This window comes from Massilia timonae (assembly GCF_001866515.1).
In the GTDB taxonomy this organism is placed as follows: domain Bacteria; phylum Pseudomonadota; class Gammaproteobacteria; order Burkholderiales; family Burkholderiaceae_D; genus Telluria; species Telluria timonae.
Map to the genome: position 1 here is coordinate 1,855,355 of NZ_JRYB01000001.1, position 21,577 is coordinate 1,876,931.

Consider the following 21,577-nt stretch of genomic DNA (forward strand, 5'->3'; position numbering starts at 1 on the left):
CCTCAGCTATTCAAAAACAGCGACAGAAGCATCACGAACAGCAGGCCGAACACGCCCACCAGGGTCTCCATCAGGGTCCAGGAGCGGAAGGTATCCTTCAGGGACAAGCCAAAATATTCCTTGAACATCCAGAAGCCGGAATCGTTGACGTGGCTGCACATCAGGCTTCCCGCGCCGATGGCCAGCACCATCAGGTTCGGGTCGACGCCCGAGCTGTGCACCAGCGGCGCCACGATGCCGCCGGCCGTCACGCCCGCGACCGTGGCCGATCCGAGGCAGATGCGGATCACCGTCGCGACCGACCATCCCAGCACCAGCGGCGGCACCGGAAGGCTGGACAACAGCGCACCGAGATCGGCGCTGACGCCTGATTCCACCAGCACCTGCTTCAGTGCGCCGGCGCCGGCGATGATTAGGAGGATCGGCGCGATCTCGCGCATCGCCTCCGCCGGGCCCTGCATCACGGCCGAGAAACGGCGTCCTTGCGCGAGGCCCAGCGTGTAGATCGCCACCAGATAGGACACCAGCATCACCACCAGCGGGTTGGCGAGGAACGACAGGCTGCCGTTCAGGTCGGGCCGCGCCATCATGAGCACCGTGCTCGCCCCCAGCAGCAGCACCGGCAGCAGCGCGGTGGCGAAGCTGTTGAAGACGCCCGGCAGTTCTCCATCCTGCAGCGCGCGACCGTCCTGGAACATGGCGGCCGGTTGCGCCTGCACATGGCGCAGCGACATCGCGAACAGGGGCCCGGCGATGATCAGCGTCGGTATCGCCACCACGATCCCGTACAGCAGGGTAGTGCCCATGTCGGCGTGGATCGCCGAGACGAGCGCCACCGGTGACGGATGCGGCGGCAGGAAGCCGTGCGCGATCGACAGCCCGGCCAGCAGCGGGATCGCCAGCGCCACCGCCGGCCGCCCCGAGCTGTAGACCAGCGAGAAGATCAGCGGCACCAGCAGCACGAAGCCGACGTTGTAGTACAGCGGGATGCCGACCACGAAGCCGGTGACGGTCAGCGCCACCGGGATGCGCGACGGACCGAGCGCGTCGACCAGGCAGGTGGCGATGCGGCGCGCGGCCCCGCTGTCGGCGATCAGCTTGCCGAACACGGCGCCCAGGCAGATGATCACCACCAGGGAGCCGAGCAGGTCGCCGATGCCCTTCTCGATCGCGCCGGGAATCTTCGACGGCGGCACCCCGAGCAGCAGGGCCGCCGCGATCGATGCCGCCACGAAGGCCAGCAGGGGCTGGACCTTGCCCCAGGCGATGAGCAAGGTCAGCAGGCCGACCGCCAGCAGCACGGAAACGATGTTCCACACGGCCGGCTCCCGTCAGAAGCCGTAGCGCAGGCCGGCCCGGTAAGTGCGTCCGACCACGTCGTACAGCGCCGGATTGATGCCGTAGCTGGCATTGGTCTGCGGCGCCGCTTCCGGCGCGCGGTCGGTGACGTTGTCGATCTTGAAGTAGGCCTGCAACTGCTTCGACAGGTTGTAGCTGGCGCCGATGTCGAGATAGGCCGCGCCCTTCATCTTGTTGTCGTAGATGGTCGGGTGGATCAGGGTCGACATCGGGCAACCGGTCTGGCACTCGATGAAGTCGTTGCGGTAGGTGCCGTCGCTGAACCAGCGTTCGGTCAGCGTGACGCTCAGCTTGTCGTTCTCCCAGGTCTGCTGCGCCAGCACCTTCCACTTCGGCGTATTGCCCATGTTCGAGCCGGCCGAATCCACCGCGATGGTGCCGACCACGCCCGACTCGGTGATGTAGTGCAGGTTGCGGGTGGCCAGCGCGCGGAAAGTGAAGCGGCCCGGCAGGTTCAGCCGCTCGAGGCCCGTCCGGTAGGCGGTCTCGAGGTCGAAGCCCTTGACCTTGAGCGACGCCAGGTTGAAGTTCTGCACCGTGACGTAGTTGTTGCCCGGGCTGTTCAAGACCATGGCGTTGCAGATCTCCTGGTTGCCGGCCACGCACAGGTCGACTTCCTGCTGGATCGTCAGCGCCGAGATCACGCCTTTGACTTCGATGTCGAAGTAGTCGGCCGAGATACTGAAGCCCGGCGCCCACTTCGGCTGGCTCAGGACGATGCCGAAGGTGTTGTTGCGCGCGATCTCCGGACGCAGGTTGGTGTTGCCCACCGTGCGTTCCTGGACGCTGATGGTATTGCCCTGGTACTGGACCACGTTGTTGACCACCACCGGCGCTGCGAACAGTTCGGACAGGTTCGGCGCGCGCACGTCCTTCGAGGTCACGCCGCGCAGGCGCAGGCCGTCGATCGGCGTCTGCCAGGTGGCGCCCAGCTTCCAGCTGCCCACGCTGCCGGCGGTGCTGTACTTGGTTTCGCGGTCGGCCAGGTTGAGGTTGGCCTCGCCCCAGGTCGCGGACTTGAACACCGGGATGTTCAGCTCCACGTAGGCTTCGCGCACGTTGTAGCTGCCTTCGCCGTTATGGAAGTTACCGGCATACCAGTTGTTGCCGACCGTGGTATTGAGCAGCGGGTCGGCCGGGTACATGGCGTTGTTCGGCGAATCCGGGGTCACGCCGTTGCCGTAGGCGTCGCCGCGGACGCGGTATTTCTCGCGCCGGTACTCGGCGCCCGTGGCCAGCGAGATCGGGCCGGCCCAGCCTTCGAACAGCTCGCCGTTGATGTTGAAGCTGCCGACGTCCTGGCTTTGCGTGGTGCGCTGGCGCGGGCCGTTGGCCGGCGCGATATAGGCCCAGGCGGCCGGATCGATCGGGTTGTCGCCGATGATGTTGAGCGGCACGCAGCCCGACGCCGCGGCCACCGGATTGCGGCAGACGATGCGGCCGTCGGGCGCGCGCACCGCGTCGATCGCATTGTTGTAGCGCGCATTGAGCGTCATGTTGAAGGCGTCGAGATTGGTCTTGTTCTCGCCGTGGGTCACGTAGGCGTCATACGACCAGTCCTTGCCGAACAGGGCGAACTTGCCTTCGGCGCCGAGCACGAAGCGGCGCTGGGTGCGGGTCGGCTGGACGTCGATGTTCTCGGGGAAGACCGCGTTCGCGGTGCCGTACTGGAAGCTGGTGATGTTGGTGCGCGCGCAGGCATCGACGATCGAGGCCGGCAGGAAGGGATTCGAGCACTGGATGTTCAGGTTGGCGTTCTTGGCCGCGCCCGGGTTGGGCGAGAAGCGCGAATCCACCTTGCCGTAGTTGGCGGTGAAGTAGAGCTGGTGGTCCGGCGTCAGGTCGTACGACATGCGGGTATAGGCCACCTGGCGCTTGAAGTTCATCGCCAGGTTGGTGCCCGAGCCCACGCTGCCGCTCAAGTCGCCGCCGATGCAGAACGGGTTGACGCAACCGGTGACGGCGCCGGTGCCGGTCGGCTGGCCATTGGAACCGTACTGGAACTGGTAAGGCACGCCGCCCGCGCCGAAGGCCGTGCCCTGCAGCGGGCCGCTGGTGATCAGGCCGTACTTGGCGTACTGGTATTGCTGCGCCTGTTCGATCACGCGGTATTGCGGCAGGCCGTCGCCGGTCTGGCTCAAAGGACGCACCGAGTAGGCCGGGTTCTGGTACCAGGTGCGGCCGTTCGGTCCCTTGCCGCCGAAGCCGGGCGACTCGATGCCGTTTTCCTTGGTGAACTCGGCGCTGGCCGTCACGTGGAAGCGATCGTTCAGGAAGGCCTTGCCCCAGGCCGCCTGCACGCTGCCGCCGCGGTCGTCGTCGTACTTCGTCTGGCCGCCCTGGACGTGGGCCTTGAAGCCGGTGAATTTTTTGTCGGTGACGAAGTTGACCACGCCGCCCACCGCGTCCGAACCGTAAGACGCCGAGGCGCCGCCGGTCACCACGTCGACACGCTTGACCAGCAGCTGCGGGAACTGGCTGACGTCGGTCACGCCGGTGACGTTGGCGCCCACCACGCGCTGGCCGTCGAGCAGGGTCAGGGTCCGGATCGTGCCCAGGCCGCGCAGGCTCAGCGAAGACAGGCCCTGGATGCCGCTGCTGGTGCTGTTGGTGCTGGTGGTGCGGCCGGTGCTGCCCTGCAGGGCCGGCAGCTCGGCCAGGGTGTTGAACAGGTTCGGCTTGGCCGATTTCTCGAGGTCGGCGCTGGTGAGGCTCGTCGTCGGCGTCGGCATGGTGAAGCCGCGCGCGGCGATGCGCGAGCCGGAGATGCGCACGACATTGGAGGCTTCCCCGGTCGCCGGTGCGGCCTCCGCGGGTGACGGCGCGGCGTCGGTGGGCGGGGTTTGCGCGGCGGCGTCGGCGGCCGCGGCCGGAGTGTCGGGTTCTAGCTGCGCCTGCTGGGCGTGGGCGGCGCCGACGCTCCAGCAGGCGCTGGCCACGGCCAGGCTGATGAGAGTCCGTTGAACTGGTGTACGCATGATGTCTCCTCGATGCTTGTTGTATGGGAGCGCGCCGTCTCTGTGGTCGGCTGCGCGACAGCTTGCAACTGGCTGCTTGCGATGAATCTCGCCGACCCCCGGTGCCAGGGCCGTGGTTCAGGTGTCGTCGTTCAGGCGCTGCTTGTGATGCGTTGCACCAGCGCCGGCGGCGCCAGGGTGATGTCCAGCGTGAGGCCGGCTTCGTCGGCCTGCAGCGGTTCGAGGATGCTCAGCTGCGAATCGAGCAGTGAGGGCGGCATGTAGTGGCCGGGGCGGCCGTGCATGCGCTCGGCAATCAGCTCGCGCGGCCCGGCCAGGTGCACGAAACGCAGCGCCGGGTCGGCCATGCGCAGCAGGTCGCGGTAGCGCCGCTTGAGGGCCGAGCAGGACAGCACCAGGCCCTGGTCCCGGCTGCGGGCCTGGCCGATTTCGGCCGCCAGCGCGTCAAGCCAGCCGGCGCGGTCATCGTCGTCGAGCGGGATGCCGGCCGACATCTTGCTGACATTGCTGGCCGGGTGGTAGGCGTCGCCCTCCAGGAAGGGGACGGCGAAGTGCCTGGCCAGGCCGGCGCCGACCGTGCTCTTGCCCGATCCGCTGACGCCCATGACGACCCAGCGCAGGGCGCCGGCTGAAGTGGATGGGGGGTTGACGCTGGATGCTGACATCGTTTCTCCTCGAAAGACCGTTAGCGCTAACATCGCGTTATTCGAAGTGTTGTTCAGCCATGAATTTTTGTAAACACGTTATCGATGTTGCAATGCAATGTGATCCGGAACCGGATGGACGGTTTTTTTAACGGAGCAAATGGCCAGACGACCAGATTTTCACTCAGCCGTCGCCACAAATATCTGATAGCGCTAACATTGTTGCGGCGCGCAATCAATTTTTCGCGATGTTGTATTTACTCGACATTGACGCGCACGAAAAAAAGGCCTGGAAAATTTCCAGGCCTGGTTTGGGATCCGGATCGATGCCGGTGGACTATTCGCGGGTGACGGTATACACCTCGCCTGCGGTCGCGCCGGCGTCGCCTTTCCTGGCGCGCAGGTCGCGGTAGACGGCGGCGCGCATGATCATCATCGACACCACGGGCGCGGTCAGCAGCACGAACACGGTGATGATGATCTCGTGCACGACCGGGCGCGACTGCGCCACCGTGAAGTACAGCATCGAGGCGATCAGGAGGCTGCCGGCGCCCAGGGTGATGGTGATCGCCGGGCCGTGGATGCGCTGGTAGAAGGTGCGCAGGCGCAGCAGCCCGAGCGCGCCGATCAGGATGATGCTCGCGCCCAGGATCAGCAGCAGCGAGACGAGCAGGGCGGCCCAGTCGGGCAGGTGTGCGATGCCGGTCATTCGATGATCTCCCCGCGCATCAGGAACTTCGCCATCGCGATGGTCGAGACGAAGCCGACCAGCGCGATCAGCATCGCCATTTCAAAATAGACCTGGGTGCCGAAGCGGATGCCCAGCACCAGGGCCAGCAGCATGCCGCACATCCAGAGGGTGTCGAGGGCCAGCACGCGGTCGTGGGCCGAGGGGCCGATCAGCAGGCGGGCGGCGCACAGCGCCATCGCCGCCAGCACGCACACGAGGGCGTAGCCGATCGAGATTTCAAGCAGGGTCGCCATGGCGGACCTCCGTGTCGAAGATGTGAATGAGGGGCTGTTCGTAGCGGGTCTTGATGGTGTCGACCCACCACTTGGCGTCGTGCAGGTCGAACACGTGGAGCACCAGCTCGTGGCGGCCGGGATCCTTCCCGGGCTGCAGCTCGGTCCACACCGTGCCCGGCGTCATGTTGATCAGGCAGGACAGCGCCGCCAGGCCGTAGGGATCGCGCATGTCCAGCGGAATGCGGATGAACTGCGAGTTCAGGTTGGCGTAGTCGGCAAGCAGGATGATGCGGCTGACGTTGAAGCAGGAGCGCACCACCTCGACCGCCGCGAAACCCAGCAGGCGCATGGCGACGATGGGCTTGCGCAGGCGCGGATAGCCCAGCGGATTGAGGTGGCGCGTCAGGACCGGGCCGGCGATGCCGAGCGCCGCGCCGAGCAGGATGTGGCCCGGATACAGGGTCTGGTTCAGCAGCAGCCACAGGACGCACAGCGCCAGCGACACGAAGGGGTACGGGAGCCAGCGTGTCATGGCGCCTCCGGGATCGACAGGGTGGAAGGGGCCGTGCTCGTCGGGCCCGGCACGGCCGGCTCGGACAGCACCCGGCCGATATAGGCGCCGGGGCGATGGATGTCGTCGCTGGCGCGGCTCAGGTAGCCGAACAGCGGCTCGGCCTGCACCGTCATCAGCACCGACAGGGCCAGCAGCAGCAGGATCGGCGCCACCTCGGAGCGGTGCACCTTGGGCGGCTCGGCGGCGCCGCTGGCCCAGAAGGTGCGCACGCCGAAGCGCATCATCGAGATCACGGTGATCAGGCCCGAAAGGATGATCAGGACCATCAGCATCCAGCCGGCGGCCGGGATCGCGGCGCTGCCGCCGACCGTGCCGGCGCCGTCGATGTGCGGATTGAGCAGCGCATGGAACATGCCGAACTTGGCGACGAAGCCCGACAACGGCGGCAGGCCGGCGATCATCAGCGCGCAGGCGGCGAAGGCCAGCGACAGGAAGGCCATCGCGGCCGGCACGCCGCGTCCCACCGGCTCGTCCGGCGCATCCTCGACCGCATACGCTTCCATGGTCAGCGCCAGCATGGCCGAGCGCGGAGTGCGGATGCGGTCGATCAGTTCGATCAGCAGCAGGAAGGCGGCCACCGCGATGGTGGAGCCGATCAGGTAATAGATGCCGGCCGTGACCAGGGTGGGCTGGCCGTAGCCGATCACCGCGAGCAGGGTACCGGACGAGACGATCGCGCCATAGCCGGCCATGCGGCCGGCGGTATCGGTCGACAGGATGCCGGCGGCGCCGAACACGATGGTCGCCATGCCGCCATACAGCAGCGCGTCGCCGCCGAAGCCGGCCGCGGCGCCCGCATGGTCCGAAAAGATCAGCAGCCACATGCGCAATATCACGTAGGCGCCAACCTTGGTCATCAGCACCAGCATCGCCGCCACCGGCGGCGATGCCGCGGCGTAGGTGGTGGGCAGCCAGAAGCCCAGCGGCCACATCGCGCCCTTGGTCAGGAAGGCCAGCGCCATCACGGTGGCGCCCACCTTGAACAGCGCCAGCTCCTCACCCACCAGCAGCGGCACGCGCGCGGCCAGGTCGGCCATGTTCAGGGTGCCGGTGGTGGCGTAGGTCAGCGCGATCCCGATCAGGAACAGCAGGGCGGCGGCGAGGTTGATCGCGATGTACTGCATGCTGGCGCGGATGCGCTCGGCGTTATACCCGTGCAGCACCAGGCCATAGGACGCGGCCAGCATCACCTCGAAGAACACGAACAGGTTGAAGATGTCGTGGGTCAGGAAGGCGCCGTTGATGCCCATCAGCAGGAACTGGAACATCGTGTGGAAGTGCACGCCGATCCGTCCCCAGCGGGTCTTGGTGAAGTGCAGCGCGGCCAGCCCGAGCACGGCGGTGAGCAGCAGCATGATGGCGCTCAGGCGGTCGGCCAGCAGGGCAATGCCGAACGGCGCGCTCCAGTTGGCGGCCAGGTAGATGCCCATGCCGCCAGGCCAGTGGCCGCCGTCGGTCATCTGGATCAGGGCCACCGCGGTGGCCAGGAGGCCGAGCAGCGAAACGTAGCTGAGCCAGAACTTCAGGCGATGCCAGCCCTGCGTCAGCGGGGCCAGGACGGCGCCCACCAGCAACGGCAGCAATACCGGCACCAGGATCAGGTGCTGGGTCCAGTGCAGACTCATAATTCAGGCTCCTTGCCATCCACGTGGTCGGTGCCGGTCAGGCCGCGCGAACCGATCATCACCACTAGGTACAGGGCGGTGGTGGCAAAGCCGATGACGATCGCCGTGAGCACCAGGGCTTGCGGCAGCGGGTCGGCCAGGACGGCCGGGTCGGGCGTCGCGCCGGCGGGCGTGAGCGGCGGGGCGTCCACCCACAGGCGGCCCATGATGAAAATGAACAGGTTGACGGCATACGACATCAGCATCAGGCCCGAGAGCACCTGGAAGCTGCGCGGACGCAGGATCAGCCAGATGCCGGAGCCGAACACGATGCCGATGGCGAGCGAAATGACGAGCTCCATCAGAAGATCTCCTTGGCGGGCGGGATGGTGGCGCGCGTGGCGTCGGCCGCCGCGCGGTGGCTGCGCAGCGACTGGTGGGCCAGCGCGACCAGGGTCAGCATGGTGGAACCGACCACCACCAGGAACACGCCCAGGTCGAACATGAAGGCGCTCGGGACGTGGATCTCGTCCAGGATCGGCAGGGTGAGGTGGGCGGTATGGCTGGTCAGGAACGGGTAGCCGAGGAACCAGGCGCCGATGCCGGTGAAGGCGGCGCACGCCAGGCCCCAGGCGATCCAGCGGTGCGGACGCAGGCGCAGGTGCGATTCGACCCAGTCGGTGCCGGCCACCATGTACTGCACGATCAGCGCGGTGGCGAAGATCAGGCCGGCGACGAAGCCGCCGCCCGGCAGGTTATGGCCGCGCATGAAGAAGTAGGCCGCCATCACGCCCATCACCGGCAGCAGCATGCGCAGGTATACCGCAGGGATCATGAGGTAGCCGCTGGAGGCCTGCTCGGCCGGGGTTTGCGTGACGGCCGGGTCGACGTCGCTGGCCTGCTGCACGGGAATCGCGATCGATTCGGTGGCTGGGCGGAAGCGGCGCAGCAGTGCGTACACGGTCAAGGCGACGGCCGACAACACGGTGATTTCACCCATGGTGTCGAAGCCGCGGAAGTCGACCAGCAGCACGTTGACCACGTTCGAGCCGCCGCCTTCGGTCAGCGCGCGCAGCACGAAGAACTCGCCGATCGAGGGCGGCGGCGAGAGCCGCAGGACCGCGTAGCTGGCGGCCGCGATGCCCAGGCCGCCGGCGATGGCGATGAAGCTGTCGCGCCCGCGCCGCAGCCAGGTGCTGGCCGGCGCCCTTTCCTTGAGGCCGGCCGGGGCGAAGCGCGGCGGCAGCCAGCGCAGGCCGAGCAGGATCAGCACCGTGGTCACGGTCTCCACCATCAGCTGGGTCAGCGCCAGGTCGGGCGCCGACAGCCACAGGAAGGTGATCGACGTGACGACGCCGGCGCCGCCGACCAGGGCCAGCGCGACCAGGCGGTGGTATTTGGCGCTATAGGCCGCGCCGAGGGCGCAGGCGGCGCCGATGATCCACAGCACTGCGAACAGCGGGTCGAGGGCCTGCACGCTCAGCGCGGGAATCGTGGGCAGCGGATCGACCAGCAGCAGCGGTGCGGCGACCATGACCGCCATCAGCACCAGCATTTGCGGTTGCAGGCGGCGGGTGCCGGTCCAGCGGATCAGCGCGTTGGCGCCGGTCGACAGCGCCAGCATCGTGCTTTCATAGGCCTGCGCGCCCTTGAGGCGGTGCAGCACCGGCACCTCGGTGCGCTCGCGCAAATCGTGGCGGCGCCACAGGACCCAGTACAGCAGGGCGCCCAGCAACAGCGCGGCGCCGCTCATCAGGAGCGCCAGGTTGAAGCCGTGCCAGATCGCCAGGTCGTATTCGGGCAGCGCGGCGCCCAGGACCGAACCCGACGCCACCGCCAGCACGTCGCCGACCACGCGTTCGGGCATGACGCCGACCGCGATGCACAGCACCACCAGGCACTCGACCGGGAAGCGCATCCAGCGCGCCGGCTCGTGCGGCTCGTGCGGCAGGTCTTTCGACAGGCGGCCGAAGAACACGCTGATGAAGCGCAGCGAGTAGGCGACGCTGAAGATGCCCATCGCCACTGCCACGTAGGACAGGGTCCAGTCGTCGCTGCCGCCGACGTGGGTGGTCTCGGCGAAGAACATCTCCTTCGACAGGAAGCCGTTCAGCAGCGGCACGCCGGCCATCGAGGCCGAGGCCACGATCGCCAGCGCGGCCGTCACCGGCATCGCCTTGCGCAATCCGCGCAGCACGCGCATGTCGCGGGTGCCGGTCTCGTGATCGACGATGCCGACCGCCATGAACAGCGACGCCTTGAAGATCGCGTGGTTCATGATGTGGAACACCGCCGCCACCACCGACAGCGGGGTGCCGATGCCCAGCAGGCAGGTGATCAGGCCGAGGTGGCTGATGGTCGAGTAGGCCAGCAGTCCCTTCATGTCGTTCTGGAAGATCGCGAAGAACGAGGCCAGCGCCAGGGTGGTGGCGCCGGCGCCGACGACGATCCAGGTCCATTCCGGCGTGCCGCCGAGGGCCGGGTACAGGCGCGTGAGCAGGAACACCCCGGCCTTGACCATGGTCGCCGAGTGCAGGTAGGCCGACACCGGAGTTGGCGCTGCCATCGCATGCGGCAGCCAGAAATGGAACGGGAACTGCGCGCTCTTGGTCAGCGCGCCGAGGGCGATCAGCACCAGCGCCGGCAGGTAGAGCGCGTGGGCGCGGATCTGGTCGCCGGCCGCCAGCACCGTCTCGAGCTCGTAGCTGCCGACGATGTGGCCGAGCGTGAGCACGCCGGCCAGCAGGCACAGGCCGCCGGCTGTGGTGACGGTGAAGGCCATGCGCGCGCCGCGGCGGGCGTCGTTGCTCTCCTGCCAGTAGCCGATCAGCAGGAAGGACGTCAGGCTGGTGAGTTCCCAGAACACCACCAGCTGGATCAGGTTGCCGGACAGGACCACGCCCATCATCGAGCCCATGAAGGCCAGCATGTAGGCGTAGAAGCGCGCGACCGGGTCGCGCTTGGACATGTAGTAGCGCGCGTACAGGATCACCAGCAGGCCGATGCCGAGCACCATGATCGAGAACAGCCAGGCCAGGCCGTCCATGCGGATGATGATGTCGAGGCCGAACATCGGCAGCCAGCTGTGGCGCGACTGCAGGACTTCGCCGGCGTCCAACCGGCCGAACTGGGAAATGGCGAAGAGAAGGGCCAAAAGGGTGAACGCGCCGGCCGCGATGGCGGGACGGTTGCGCGACCCGTTGGGCAGGCAGGCGGCGACGAAGGCGCCGGCGAAGGGAAGAAGGACGAGCAGGATCAGTGGCAGTGAGGTCATCGACATCATCCTTCGGGGCAGTGCGACATGTAGCGGCGCGCGCAGAGGCGCAGGGCGGTTTCAGGTTTCTTCATTCTCATCATATTCTCCAGGGCGCACAGGGGGACGCACGAGCAGCGTGTCGCACACGACTGCCTGCAGCAGGTATTCACTGCGGCTACCGGTCAGGAGGCGCATCAGCGCCGATTCTTCATGCAGGCCGAGCACGACCAGATCAATACTATTATCCACTACATGGCGCGCAAGCTGCGAGGCCGGTTCGCCTTCGCCGATCACCGGGTCGACCAGCTCACGGACGCCGGGCGGCAGCGCGCAGCCGTCCAGGAAGCGGATCAGCTCCGCATGCGGGCGCGTGTCGGGCGCCAGCGCTTCGGCGTCATGCGCATGGAACACGGTGAGCCGGCGCTGCGGGAACAGGCTGGCCGCCGTTTCCAGCGCCAGCTTCGCGGCCGGCGTGAAGTCGGTCGCGACCATGATGCGGCGGTAGGGGCCGCGCACGCGCTGGCGCACCACCAGCAGTGGCTGCGCCAGGGCGCGCGCCAGTTTCTCGACGGTGGAGCCGAGCAGCAGGTCGCCCAGGCTGTCGTGCTGCGAGGCGCCGGCGACCACGATGGCGCCGGGCAGGGTGGCCGCGCCGTCGAGGATGGCGGCGGCGGCCGGGCCGGTGGCGAAACGCTGGGTGACCTGCAGGGGCGAGCCGGCGAACTCGCGCGCGAACTCGGCGCGCGCCGCGCGTTCCTGGTGTTCGCGTCCGGCGTCGCCGCCCTGCCATTGGAGCACTTCGCCGGGCGCCTGGGGCGCGTCGTGCACCGTCAGGACCACCAGCGGTAGTGAAAATTCGTCGGCCAGCTGCTTGGCGCGTTCCAGGGGCCGGTCGCAGCGGGCGCTCAGGTCCGTCGCAAGCAACAATCCGCGGGGCGTAGTCGGGCTACGGTCTGGCATGCGCCGCCTCATGGAAAGTCTTTTCGGAAGGCGACACTCTACCGTAGTTGATGACCTGACTACAACGCGTTTCTTCAGTTATTTCGAATTTACTTCGGATAACTCCGGGTGCAGTGCAGCATTTTCGCGCATCGTCGACCCGGAGCCCGGCGTCATGCGGTGACCTCGAGCGCCGGGGCAGCGGCTTCAACCTGTCCATACGCGGCGCGCACCTCGGCCTGGCGCATTCCGGCCTGCTCCGCGTTCTGCATCTCGTTCTCCTTGCGCAGCCTGGCCTCGTAGGCGGCGCGTTCCTCGTCGCTGACCGTCTTGTCCGAATTGGTGTCGGCTTCGGCGATATAGTCGGCGTCGGTGGTTTCCGAGGATGCCGCGCCGGCGCCGCCGGCGCCTCCCGCGCCTCCCGCGCCTCCCGCGCCTCCTGCGCCGCCGGCAGGCGCAGCGGCCGGCGCCTGGGCGGTGGCGGTGGCGGCGCCCGCTTCTTCGGTCGCTTCGCCGGTGTCGGCCACAGTCGTGGATTCGTCCACGGCGCGCTGCACGCGCGAGGCGTCGGCCTGGGCGTTCAGCTGCTCGCCCAGGCGCGCCGAGGCCGCCGATTCGGCGCTCTGCGCCGGCGCCGGCGCGGTTTCCTCGGCTTCGGCGGCGCCAGGGGTGGTGGCGGCATCCGCCTGCCCGGTGGTGGTTTTCGGGGTGGCCGGAGTAGCGGAATAAGCCGCCTGTGCGGCGCTGGCGCCGCCGATGCTGTTGACCATGGTCGTTTCCTGTTGCGGGTTGTCGTCCATGATTAACGGCCGGGCGGGCCGCGCGGCGCAGGGCGGGAAATGTAAAGCCACGTAAAACCAACACGAATGGGTGGATGGGACTCCCCTCGATTGGGGATAGGCCGGGACGGGTCCCGTGGCCGACAATTCCCGCAAGGAGAATCTCGATGAGTAAATACTTGCGCCGCAGTGCGCTGGCGCTGGCGGCATGCGCCGCCGCCGCACATGGCCAGGCCCAGACCCAGGTCCAGCTGTACGGCCGCCTGAACGCGGCGGCCGAATACGTGAAGGCGTCCGCCACCGCCGACGGCCCGCGCCTGAGTCAGCAGCGGGTCTCGAACAACCGCTCGGTGCTGGGTTTTCGCGGCAGCGAAGACCTGGGCGCCGGGGTCAGCGCCATCTTCCAGGTCGAGGGCACGCTCTCGCTCGACACCGGCGCGGGTGAACTCGCGCGCCGCGATACCCGGATCGGCCTCGATGGCGGCTTCGGCACGCTGTTCGCCGGTCACTGGGTCACCGCCTACAACGGCGCGACGTCGAGCCTCGATCCGTTCTACCCGACCACCGCCGGCTATATGAGCATCATCGGCAACGGCGCCGGGGCGGCGGTCGACAACGTGAACAACCTGTCTTCCTTCGACCGGCGCCAGGCCAACTCCATCCATTACTGGAGCCGGCCCTGGAAAGGTGTCGGCCTGCGCCTGACCCACGGCCTGGCGGAGGAGCGTCCGGCCAGCGGCGCCAGGCCATCCCTGACCTCGGCCGCCGTGGTCTATGAACAGGGATCGTGGTATGCGACGCTGGCCCACGAGCGGCATCATGAATACCAGGGGCCGGGATTGCGCGACAGCGGCACCAAGCTGGCCGTGGCGCGCCGCTTCGGCGACACCCGGGTGGCGCTGCTGGCCGAACGCCTCGCATACGAGACGGCCGCCGGCGGCCTGGATCGCAATGCCTGGTATGTCTCGGTCACCCATCAACTCGGCGCGCATGGCGTGCGTCTCGGGCTGGCGCATGCCGGCGACGGCAAGGGCGCCGGCGGCAACCGGGTCGGCTTCGTCCGTGGCGGCGCACGCACCGGCGCCACCCACGTCACGCTCGGCTACGAATACACGCTGTCGAAACGCAGCGCGGTGTATGCCTACGTCACCCACCTCGACAACGAGGCGAACGGCGTCTACGACTTCGCGATCAACAGCCTGGACACGGCCCCCGGCGCCAACTTGACGGGCGCCGCGCTCGGCCTGCGCCACGCCTTCTGATCCGGGCGATTGTCCGGCATCGATACTGGCGCTACACTTGGTGGTCCCGCCGCCCATACGGGAATTCAACCGAGGAGAAGCCGATGAAAGCGCTGTGGATGGCAGTCGTGTCGCTGTTCCTGGTCAGCTGTTCGGGCGCGCCGCGCGGGCCCGACCCGGGCTTCACGGACCGCGACATCGAGGCCCTGATGGCGCGCCAGAAGGTGGTGGGGCTGGCGCTGGCGCTGATCGACGAGGGCCGGGTGGTCAAGGTGGCGGCCTACGGCAAGCGCAACCTGGAGCGCGACCTGCCGCTGCAGCCCGACACGGTGATGTACGGCGCCTCGCTGACCAAGACCGCCTTCGCCTACATGCTGCTGCAGCTGGCCAGCGAAGGCCGGCTCGATCTCGATGCCCCGCTCACGCAGCTGCTGCCCAGGCCCCTGCCCGAGTACCGCCTGGGCGAGCGCCGGGATTTCAGCGACCTGGCGCTGGATGAACGCTGGCGCCGGCTCACGCCGCGCATCCTGCTCACGCACGCCGGCGGCTTCGCCAACTTCCGCTGGCTGGAGCCGGACGAAAAGCTGCGCTTTCACTTCGACCCCGGCGCGCGCTACGCCTATTCGGCCGAAGGCATGTACATCCTGCAGCTGATCGTCGAGCAGGGCCTCGGGCTCGATGCCGGCCGCGAGATGCAGGTGCGCGTGTTCGACCGCCTCGGCATGCCCAATACCGCCATGCGCTGGCGGCCCGACTTCGCGGCCAACCTGGCCGACGGCTACACCCTGGAGGGCAAGATGGAGCCGCACGACCAGCGCAGCGCCGTCACCGCCGCCGGTTCGATGGACACCACGATCGCCGACCAGGCGCGCATGTGGGCGGCGCTCGCGCGCGGCGACGCGCTGAGCCCCCGGATGCGCGCCGAGATGGTGCGCCCGCAGCTGCCGATCCTGAGCGCCGGCCAGTTCCCGACCCTGGTGTCGCGGCCCGGGCCGCAGGTAGCGGGGCTGGCGGCCGGGCTGGGGGTGGTCACATTCCAGGACCGCAGCGGCACCGGATGGTTCAAGGGCGGGCACAACGACAGCACCGGCAATATGGCGATCTGCCTCGAGGCGCGCCGGCGCTGCCTGGTGATGCTGTCCAACGACGTGCGCGCCGAGCGCATCTTCCCCGAGATTGCGCGCCTGGCGTTGGGCGAGAACGACATGCCGTGGCGCTGGGAATACGGCTGGTACGGCGCGTCCCTGCCCTGACGGCCCCGGCGTGCCGGCGGGCATCCGTGCCCGCCTGAAAAGCCGCGACTGGTACGATGGGCGAAAATAGCTCACCGACCCGTCCGTTCATGAACACATTCCCGACCCGGCTTGCGATCGCGGCCGGCGCCGCCATCGCCTGCATGCTGCTGGCCCTCACTGCGCTGGTTGGCTGGGGCCTGCATTCGCCGGCATTGATCGGCGCCGGCGCCGGTGCGCCGCAGATGTATCCGCTTACCGCGGTCGGGTTCCTGTGCGCCTCTGCCTGCCTGTTGCTGCAGCTGCATCCGGTGCGCGCCGTTGCCCGCGCCGGCCGCGTCCCGGCGCTGCTGGTCCTGGCGATCGGCGCCGGCAACGCGGCGATGCGCCTGTCCGGCTGGGCGCCGGCGCCGCTGTCGCTGGGCCTGGGCCAGGCATCCACCGCCTGGAGCCTGCCGGCGCTGCTGACGGCCGGCCTGTTCGTCGTGCTCGGCGCCGGCATGGCGCTGTCGTGCGCGCGCCGCACCGTCGGCATCGGCCAGGCGCTGGCCGCCAGCGTGCTGCTGTTCTCGTTGCTGACCCTGGCCGGCTTCGCCGCCGAAGACACCTCCCTGTACCAGCTGCTGCCGGGACGCGGCACCTCGCTGCGCACCGCGCTGGCCTTCATGCTGGCCTCCGTCGCCACGCTGGCGCTGCATCCGGACCAGGGCATGGTGGTGGCGCTGGCCAGCCCCACGTCCAGCAGCCGCACCCTGCGCCAGCTGATGGCGCCGCTGGTGCTGGCGCCGATCGTGCTGGGCATGGTCGCCACCGCGGCGGTGCGCGCGGCCAATCCCGGTCTCGACCTGACCACCACGATCTGGCTGTTCGTGTGGGGCCTGCTGGTGATCCTGATCGCCGTGGTGTGGCGCTTCGCCTACCAGCTGCATCGCCAGGACCTGATCCGCGGCATGGCCGAACGCGAGCGCAACGAGGCGCTGCAGGCGCTGCGCGTGGCGGACGAGCGCAAGAACGAGTTCCTGGCCATGCTGGCGCACGAGCTGCGCAACCCGCTGGCGCCGATCAGCACCGCGGCGGGCCTGCTCAAGGGCGTGTATGCGAGCGACCCGGGCGCGGTCCGGCGCACCAGCGAGATCATCACGCGCCAGGTGGACCACATGGTGCACCTGGTCGACGACCTGCTCGACGTGTCGCGCGTCACGCGCGGCATGATCGAACTCAAGCGCGAGCGGGTCGACCTGCGCCAGCTGGTCGGCGCCGCCGTGGAGCAGGTGCAGCCGCTGCTGGACATGAAGCGCCATCGCCTGCGCACCGAGCTGCCGGGTACGCGGGTGCTGGTCGAGGGCGACGCCAAGCGCCTGATCCAGGTCATCGCCAACCTGGTCAACAACGCCGCCAAGTACACGCCGGACGAAGGCAGCGTGCTGGTGGCGGTGCGCACCCGGGGCGGCGAGGCGGTGCTGGCGGTGCGCGACGACGGCATCGGCATCGCGCCCGAACTGCTGCCCGACGTGTTCGGCCTGTTCACCCAGGCCGAGCGCACGCCGGACCGGGCCCAGGGCGGCCTGGGCCTCGGGCTGGCGCTGGTCAAGAACCTGGTCGGGCTGCATGGCGGCGCGGTGAGCGCCGACAGCGCCGGGCCCGGCCACGGCAGCACCTTCACCGTGACCTTGCCGCGCCTGGACGAGGCTGTGCCGGCCGCCCAGGACGATGCGCCGCGACCCCAGGCGCCTGCGCACGGCCAGGCGGCCAATGTGCTGGTGGTGGACGACAACGTCGATGCGGCCGCCTCGCTGGCGCTGCTGCTGCAGGCGGAAGGCTACCGGGTGGCGGTCGAGCATGCCCCGGCGCCGGCGCTGCGGCGCGCGCTCGATCAGCCGCCGGACGCCTGCATCCTGGACATCGGCCTGCCCGACATGGACGGCCGCGAACTGGCACGCCGCATCCGCGCCGGCCTGGGAGCGCGCACGCCGCTCCTGATCGCGCTGACCGGCTACGGCAGCGAGGCCGACCGCCAGGCCGCGCTGGACGCCGGCTTCGATCATTACCTGGTCAAGCCGGCCAATATGCAGCAGCTGGACGCGCTGCTGACCGAGGCTCAGTCGCTCGGATAGCGCAGGCCGATCTGCCTGCGGATCGTGTCGAGCAGGCCCATGATCGCCAGCGTGTCGTCGTGGGTCATCGCAGGATGTTCGAGCAGGCCTTCGCGCAGGCAGCGGCCGGCCTCGATCGCCTCGTGCGTGTAGCCGTTGCCGAGCCACGGCGTGTCCACCGTGCGCGTGGAGCCGTCCTGCAGCGCAACCGTGACGCGTTCGGCCATGTGGAACATGCGGTGCATGCGCACGCTGCCGCGCGTGCCGGACACCACCAGCTCGCCCGGCGCATGCGCCCGCAGCGAGCAGCTGCAGACCGACAGCGTGCCGCCGGCATGGCGCATGGTGAAGGCGGTGGTGAGGTCGACGCCGGTCTCGCCCATGATGGCCTGGGCCTGCACCGTCTCGACCCGGCCCAGCAGGGCGCAGGCGATCGACAGCGGATAGATGCCCAGGTCGAGCAGGGCGCCGCCGCCCAGCGCCGGGTCGTTGACGCGGTGGCTGGCATCCAGCGTGGCCGAGAAGCCGAAGTCGGCGTGCAGCTGGGTCACCGTGCCGATCTCGCCCGAGGCAATGACGCGCCGCACTTCGGCCAGGGCCGGCATGAAGCGGGTCCACATCGCCTCCATCAGGAACAGGTTCTTCGCCCGCGCCAGCGCCACGATTTCGCCCGCCTCGCGCCGGTTCATCGCGAACGGCTTCTCGCACAGCACCGCCTTGCCGGCGCGCAGGGCGAGCAGGGCGTTGGCGGCGTGCATCGGGTGCGGGGTGGCGATATAGACGATGTCGACATCGGGACAATCGACCAGCGCCTCATAGGAAGCGAACGCACGCGGTACGTCGAACCGCGCGGCGAACCCCTGTGCGCCTTCGCTGCTGCGCGAGCCGACCCCGGCCAGCACGGCGTCGGGCGTGGCGCGCAGGCCTTGCGCGAAATCGCGGGCGATGCGCCCGGTGCCGAGGATGCCCCAGCGGACGATGCGGGTCATGGCGATTCTCCGATCTTCAGATGGTCCTTCAACGCCGCCACCACCAGCGCGTGGTCGTCCGCGCCGGGCAGGCCCGAGACCGTGACCGTGCCGACCGCGCCGCGGCCGCGCACGACGATCGGATAGGCGCCGCCGTGGGCCGCGTAGTCGCGCATGTCCAGGCCGGGCAGCGCGTCGTGGTCGCCGCCGGCCTGGCGCACCTCGTGGTGGGTGTAGAAGGAGCTGTGGCCGGTGCGCCTGACCAGGTTGTTCTTGCGCCGGATCCAGTCGGCGTGGTCGGGCGAGGCGCCCGGCATCGCCTGCGCGAACAGGACCTCGTCGCCCTGCCTGATTTCAAGCGTCACCGGGCGGCCGGCGCGCTTCGCCCGTGCCACCAGCGCCGCCCCGAGGGCGGCGGCGGTGTCCCGGTCGAAGCGGTCGAACTGGAGCTGTCGTTCTTCCTGCAGCAGGGCGTCGAGCGAGATAGTGGAAATGGCGTGCATGGCGGATGGCTGTGGAAGTTGCTGCGCCGCGGCCGCGGCCGCGGACAGCAGCAGGCAGGAAGCAAGCTGGACATGGCGCTTCATGCCGGCACCGTCTTGCCCTCGGCATCGAGGTCCGGCTCCGGCTTCGGCTGGCTGCCGTCGTCGTGATAAAACGGCGCGAACCAGGTGGCCAGGAACGAGGGGATGGTGGCGACCATCACCAGCACGAAGTAGCCGACGTAACCCATCATCTCCTGCAGGTGGCCGCTGATCACGCCGGTGACCATGCCGCACAGGCCCATCAGGCCGGTGCCGAAGGCATAGTGGGTGGTGGTGTACTTGCCCGGCGCGAGCTGCTGCATCAGGTAGATCATGAAGCCGACGGCGCCGAAGCCGAAGAAGAATTTTTCGATCGCGACGCCGAGCGTGATCAGGACCAGGCTCGATGGCATGGTGAGCGCCAGCACCAGGAAGGCCACGTTCGGGATGTTGATCGCGCAGCACAGCACGAACAGCGTCGCCTTCAGGCCGCGTTTGGCGACGTACAGGCCGCCGAGCAGCGAGCCGACCAGCACCGCGGCCAGGCCGTAGGTGCCGTAGATCAGGCCCAGCATCTCGTTCGACAGGCCCAGGCCGCCCTTCGAGGCAGGATCGACCATGAAGAAGGGACCGATCTTTTCCAGCAGGCCCACGCTGAAGCGGAACAGGAAAGCGAAGGCGATCATGCGCCACACGCCGCGCTTCTGGAACAGAGTGACGAAGGCGTCGAGCAGGATGCGGCCGGCGTCTTTCACCGAGGACGGCGTGTCGGCCGCGCGCGCGCCTTGCGGCATGGTGCGCCAGTGCCATAGCGCCATCAACAGGGTCAGGCCGCCGACCAGCAGGAAGATGATGCGCCAGGCGTCGATCCAGTCCGGCCCGAACACGGCGGGATCGTGGCCGAAGACGTGCGTGTGCAGGTAGCCGGAGAGATACACCATGCCGCCGGCGGCCACGATCGGGCCGATGTTCCAGGACAGGCTCTGGATGCCGCAGTACAGCGATTGCGCGCGGGCGTCGAGCGAGGTGACGTAGACGCCGTCGCTGGCGATGTCCTGCGTCGCGCCGATGAACGACAGGGCGAAGAAGATCGCCATCAAAAAGGTCATGTAGCCGGGCAGTTCCATCAGCAGCGCCACCCCGGCGAAGCCGGCGCCGATCGCCACCTGCGCGCACAGCACGAAGAATTTCTTGGTGCGGTACATCTCCACGAACGGCGCGAATAGCGGCTTGACCGTATACGCCAGGATCAGCAGGCTCGAATACTGGGCGGCGCGGCCGTTGTCCATGCCCAGGTTCTTGAACATGATGGCGGTGACGCTGGTGAGCATCACGTAGCCGAGCGCCATCGTGAAGTAGCCGGTCGGCACCCACAAGAGCGGCGAGGCGATCTTACGCATGGGCGGCCTCCGTGCTCGTACGCGGCGCTGTCGCATGGGTCCGGGCCAGGTGGTCCGCGAGGATCGCCGATGCGCCCTGCAGGGCCGGATAGGGGGCCGTGATCAGCCAGGTGGGGATGCGCGCCGTGAACTCGCTGAAGCGGCCCTTGCGCTCGAAGCGCGGGCGGAACGGCGAGGCGACGAAATAGGCGCCCAGGCGCGGCACGACGCCGCCGCCGATATAGATGCCGCCGCGCGCGCCGAGGGTCACCGCCAGGTTGGCGGCCACCGTGCCCAGCATGCCGCAGAAGCAGTCGATCGCTTCGAGCGACAGGGCGTCGCCGCCGGACAGGCCGCGCGTCACGATGTCGGACGGCGACAAGTCCTTATCGGACGCCATGCCGCGGCTCATGGCCAGCGCCTCGCGGATCAGCACCAGGCCGGGGCCGGAGACGAAGCGCTCGGCCGAGACGTGGTCGTAGCGCTGCCAGGCGTGGCGCAACACGGTCACCTCGCGCTCGTCGAGCGGCGAGAAGGCCACGTGGCCGCCTTCGCTATGGAGGGGAATCCAGCGCTCGCCGCTCGGGACCAGCCCCGAGACGCCGAGGCCGGTGCCGGCGCCGACCAGGCCGATGGCGGCGCCGGCCAAGGGAGCGCCGCCGCCGACCTGGGCCAGGTCGTCCGGCTGCAGAGCCGGCAGCGACATCGCCAGCGCCGTGAAATCGTTCACCACCAGCAGCGTCTCCAGGCCCAGCGCACGGCGCGCAGCCTCGATCGAGAACGCCCAGTGGTGGTTCGTCATGCGGATGGCGTCGCCGTCCACCGGATTGGCGATCGCGATCACCGCATGGCGCACCTTCGCGCCGGCGCCGGCCAGGTAGAAGCGCGCCGCGTCTTCGAAGCGGGCGTGGTCGGCGCAGGCCAGCGTCTGCACGGCCTGGATCGCGCCCGGCGCCGGCTCCAGGGCGAAGCGCGCGTTGGTGCCGCCGATGTCGGCCAGCAGGCGCGGGCCGTCGGGGTGGGTAGTCGTCAGCATGTCTC

General features: G+C 68.7%; 18 protein-coding genes. 3 read left to right on the top strand and 15 right to left on the bottom strand.

Going from position 1 to position 21,577, the window contains the following annotated elements; all coding sequences use genetic code 11:
* Nucleotides 1-2: 2 nt before the first annotated feature.
* From LO55_RS08020 to LO55_RS08070, 11 genes are all read right to left on the bottom strand, one after another.
* Complete coding sequence (locus LO55_RS08020) at nt 3-1,319, bottom strand: gluconate:H+ symporter (protein WP_071361073.1); 1,317 nt, start codon at nt 1,317-1,319, stop codon at nt 3-5.
* A 12-nt stretch (nt 1,320-1,331) separates the two neighbouring features.
* Complete coding sequence (locus LO55_RS08025; RefSeq protein WP_071361074.1) at nt 1,332-4,337, bottom strand: TonB-dependent receptor domain-containing protein; 3,006 nt, start codon at nt 4,335-4,337, stop codon at nt 1,332-1,334.
* A gap of 131 nt (nt 4,338-4,468) precedes the next feature.
* On the bottom strand, nt 4,469-5,002 hold the full coding sequence (locus LO55_RS08030) for a gluconokinase (protein WP_083415240.1): 534 nt from the start codon (nt 5,000-5,002) through the stop codon (nt 4,469-4,471).
* A 316-nt stretch (nt 5,003-5,318) separates the two neighbouring features.
* Entirely contained in the window at nt 5,319-5,690 is a 372-nt protein-coding gene (gene mnhG / locus LO55_RS08035; protein WP_071361076.1) for a monovalent cation/H(+) antiporter subunit G, read from the bottom strand.
* Nucleotides 5,687-5,965, bottom strand: coding sequence for a K+/H+ antiporter subunit F (locus LO55_RS08040; protein WP_071361077.1), 279 nt, complete (start codon nt 5,963-5,965; stop codon nt 5,687-5,689). The genes mnhG and LO55_RS08040 overlap by 4 nt, the downstream gene beginning before the upstream one ends.
* Nucleotides 5,949-6,479, bottom strand: coding sequence for a Na+/H+ antiporter subunit E (locus LO55_RS08045; RefSeq protein ID WP_071361078.1), 531 nt, complete (start codon nt 6,477-6,479; stop codon nt 5,949-5,951). The genes LO55_RS08040 and LO55_RS08045 overlap by 17 nt, the downstream gene beginning before the upstream one ends.
* Nucleotides 6,476-8,146 (bottom strand): monovalent cation/H+ antiporter subunit D, encoded by a 1,671-nt coding sequence (locus LO55_RS08050; protein WP_071361079.1) that lies wholly within the window; start codon nt 8,144-8,146, stop codon nt 6,476-6,478. Before LO55_RS08050 ends, LO55_RS08045 begins: the two co-directional genes overlap by 4 nt.
* A complete protein-coding gene (locus tag LO55_RS08055; RefSeq protein WP_071361080.1) occupies nt 8,143-8,487 on the bottom strand; it encodes a Na+/H+ antiporter subunit C in 345 nt (114 codons plus the stop codon). The genes LO55_RS08050 and LO55_RS08055 overlap by 4 nt, the downstream gene beginning before the upstream one ends.
* On the bottom strand, nt 8,487-11,399 hold the full coding sequence (locus LO55_RS08060; protein ID WP_177185510.1) for a monovalent cation/H+ antiporter subunit A: 2,913 nt from the start codon (nt 11,397-11,399) through the stop codon (nt 8,487-8,489). The genes LO55_RS08055 and LO55_RS08060 overlap by 1 nt, the downstream gene beginning before the upstream one ends.
* A 60-nt stretch (nt 11,400-11,459) precedes the next feature.
* Nucleotides 11,460-12,341 (bottom strand): universal stress protein, encoded by an 882-nt coding sequence (locus LO55_RS08065; protein ID WP_071361081.1) that lies wholly within the window; start codon nt 12,339-12,341, stop codon nt 11,460-11,462.
* Nucleotides 12,342-12,493: 152 nt separating this feature from the next.
* The gene (locus LO55_RS08070) at nt 12,494-13,090 is read right to left on the bottom strand and encodes a hypothetical protein (RefSeq protein ID WP_071361082.1); all 597 of its coding nucleotides are present in this window, start codon (nt 13,088-13,090) and stop codon (nt 12,494-12,496) included.
* Nucleotides 13,091-13,266: 176 nt separating this feature from the next.
* On the opposite strand from LO55_RS08070, the gene LO55_RS08075 reads away from it, so the two are divergent.
* From LO55_RS08075 to LO55_RS08085, 3 genes are all read left to right on the top strand, one after another.
* Entirely contained in the window at nt 13,267-14,361 is a 1,095-nt protein-coding gene (locus LO55_RS08075; protein WP_071361083.1) for a porin, read from the top strand.
* A gap of 83 nt (nt 14,362-14,444) precedes the next feature.
* A complete protein-coding gene (locus LO55_RS08080; protein WP_071361084.1) occupies nt 14,445-15,593 on the top strand; it encodes a serine hydrolase domain-containing protein in 1,149 nt (382 codons plus the stop codon).
* 89 nt (nt 15,594-15,682) lie between these two features.
* On the top strand, nt 15,683-17,686 hold the full coding sequence (locus LO55_RS08085; protein ID WP_071361085.1) for an ATP-binding response regulator: 2,004 nt from the start codon (nt 15,683-15,685) through the stop codon (nt 17,684-17,686).
* On the opposite strand, the gene LO55_RS08090 is transcribed toward LO55_RS08085, so the two are convergent.
* Genes LO55_RS08090 through LO55_RS08105 form a run of 4 tightly spaced genes read right to left on the bottom strand, consistent with a single transcriptional unit; the run spans nt 17,671 to nt 21,572 of the window.
* Nucleotides 17,671-18,654 carry a Gfo/Idh/MocA family protein gene (locus tag LO55_RS08090; protein WP_071361086.1) on the bottom strand — a complete coding sequence of 328 codons (984 nt, stop codon included), beginning with the start codon at nt 18,652-18,654 and terminating at the stop codon, nt 17,671-17,673. The genes LO55_RS08085 and LO55_RS08090 overlap by 16 nt on opposite strands.
* The gene (locus LO55_RS08095) at nt 18,651-19,220 is read right to left on the bottom strand and encodes a heme-degrading domain-containing protein (RefSeq protein ID WP_218145974.1); all 570 of its coding nucleotides are present in this window, start codon (nt 19,218-19,220) and stop codon (nt 18,651-18,653) included. Before LO55_RS08095 ends, LO55_RS08090 begins: the two co-directional genes overlap by 4 nt.
* Nucleotides 19,217-20,557 (bottom strand): MFS transporter, encoded by a 1,341-nt coding sequence (locus LO55_RS08100; protein ID WP_005664510.1) that lies wholly within the window; start codon nt 20,555-20,557, stop codon nt 19,217-19,219. The genes LO55_RS08095 and LO55_RS08100 overlap by 4 nt, the downstream gene beginning before the upstream one ends.
* A complete protein-coding gene (locus tag LO55_RS08105) occupies nt 20,550-21,572 on the bottom strand; it encodes a glucokinase (RefSeq protein WP_071361087.1) in 1,023 nt (340 codons plus the stop codon). The genes LO55_RS08100 and LO55_RS08105 overlap by 8 nt, the downstream gene beginning before the upstream one ends.
* Nucleotides 21,573-21,577 lie beyond the last annotated feature (5 nt).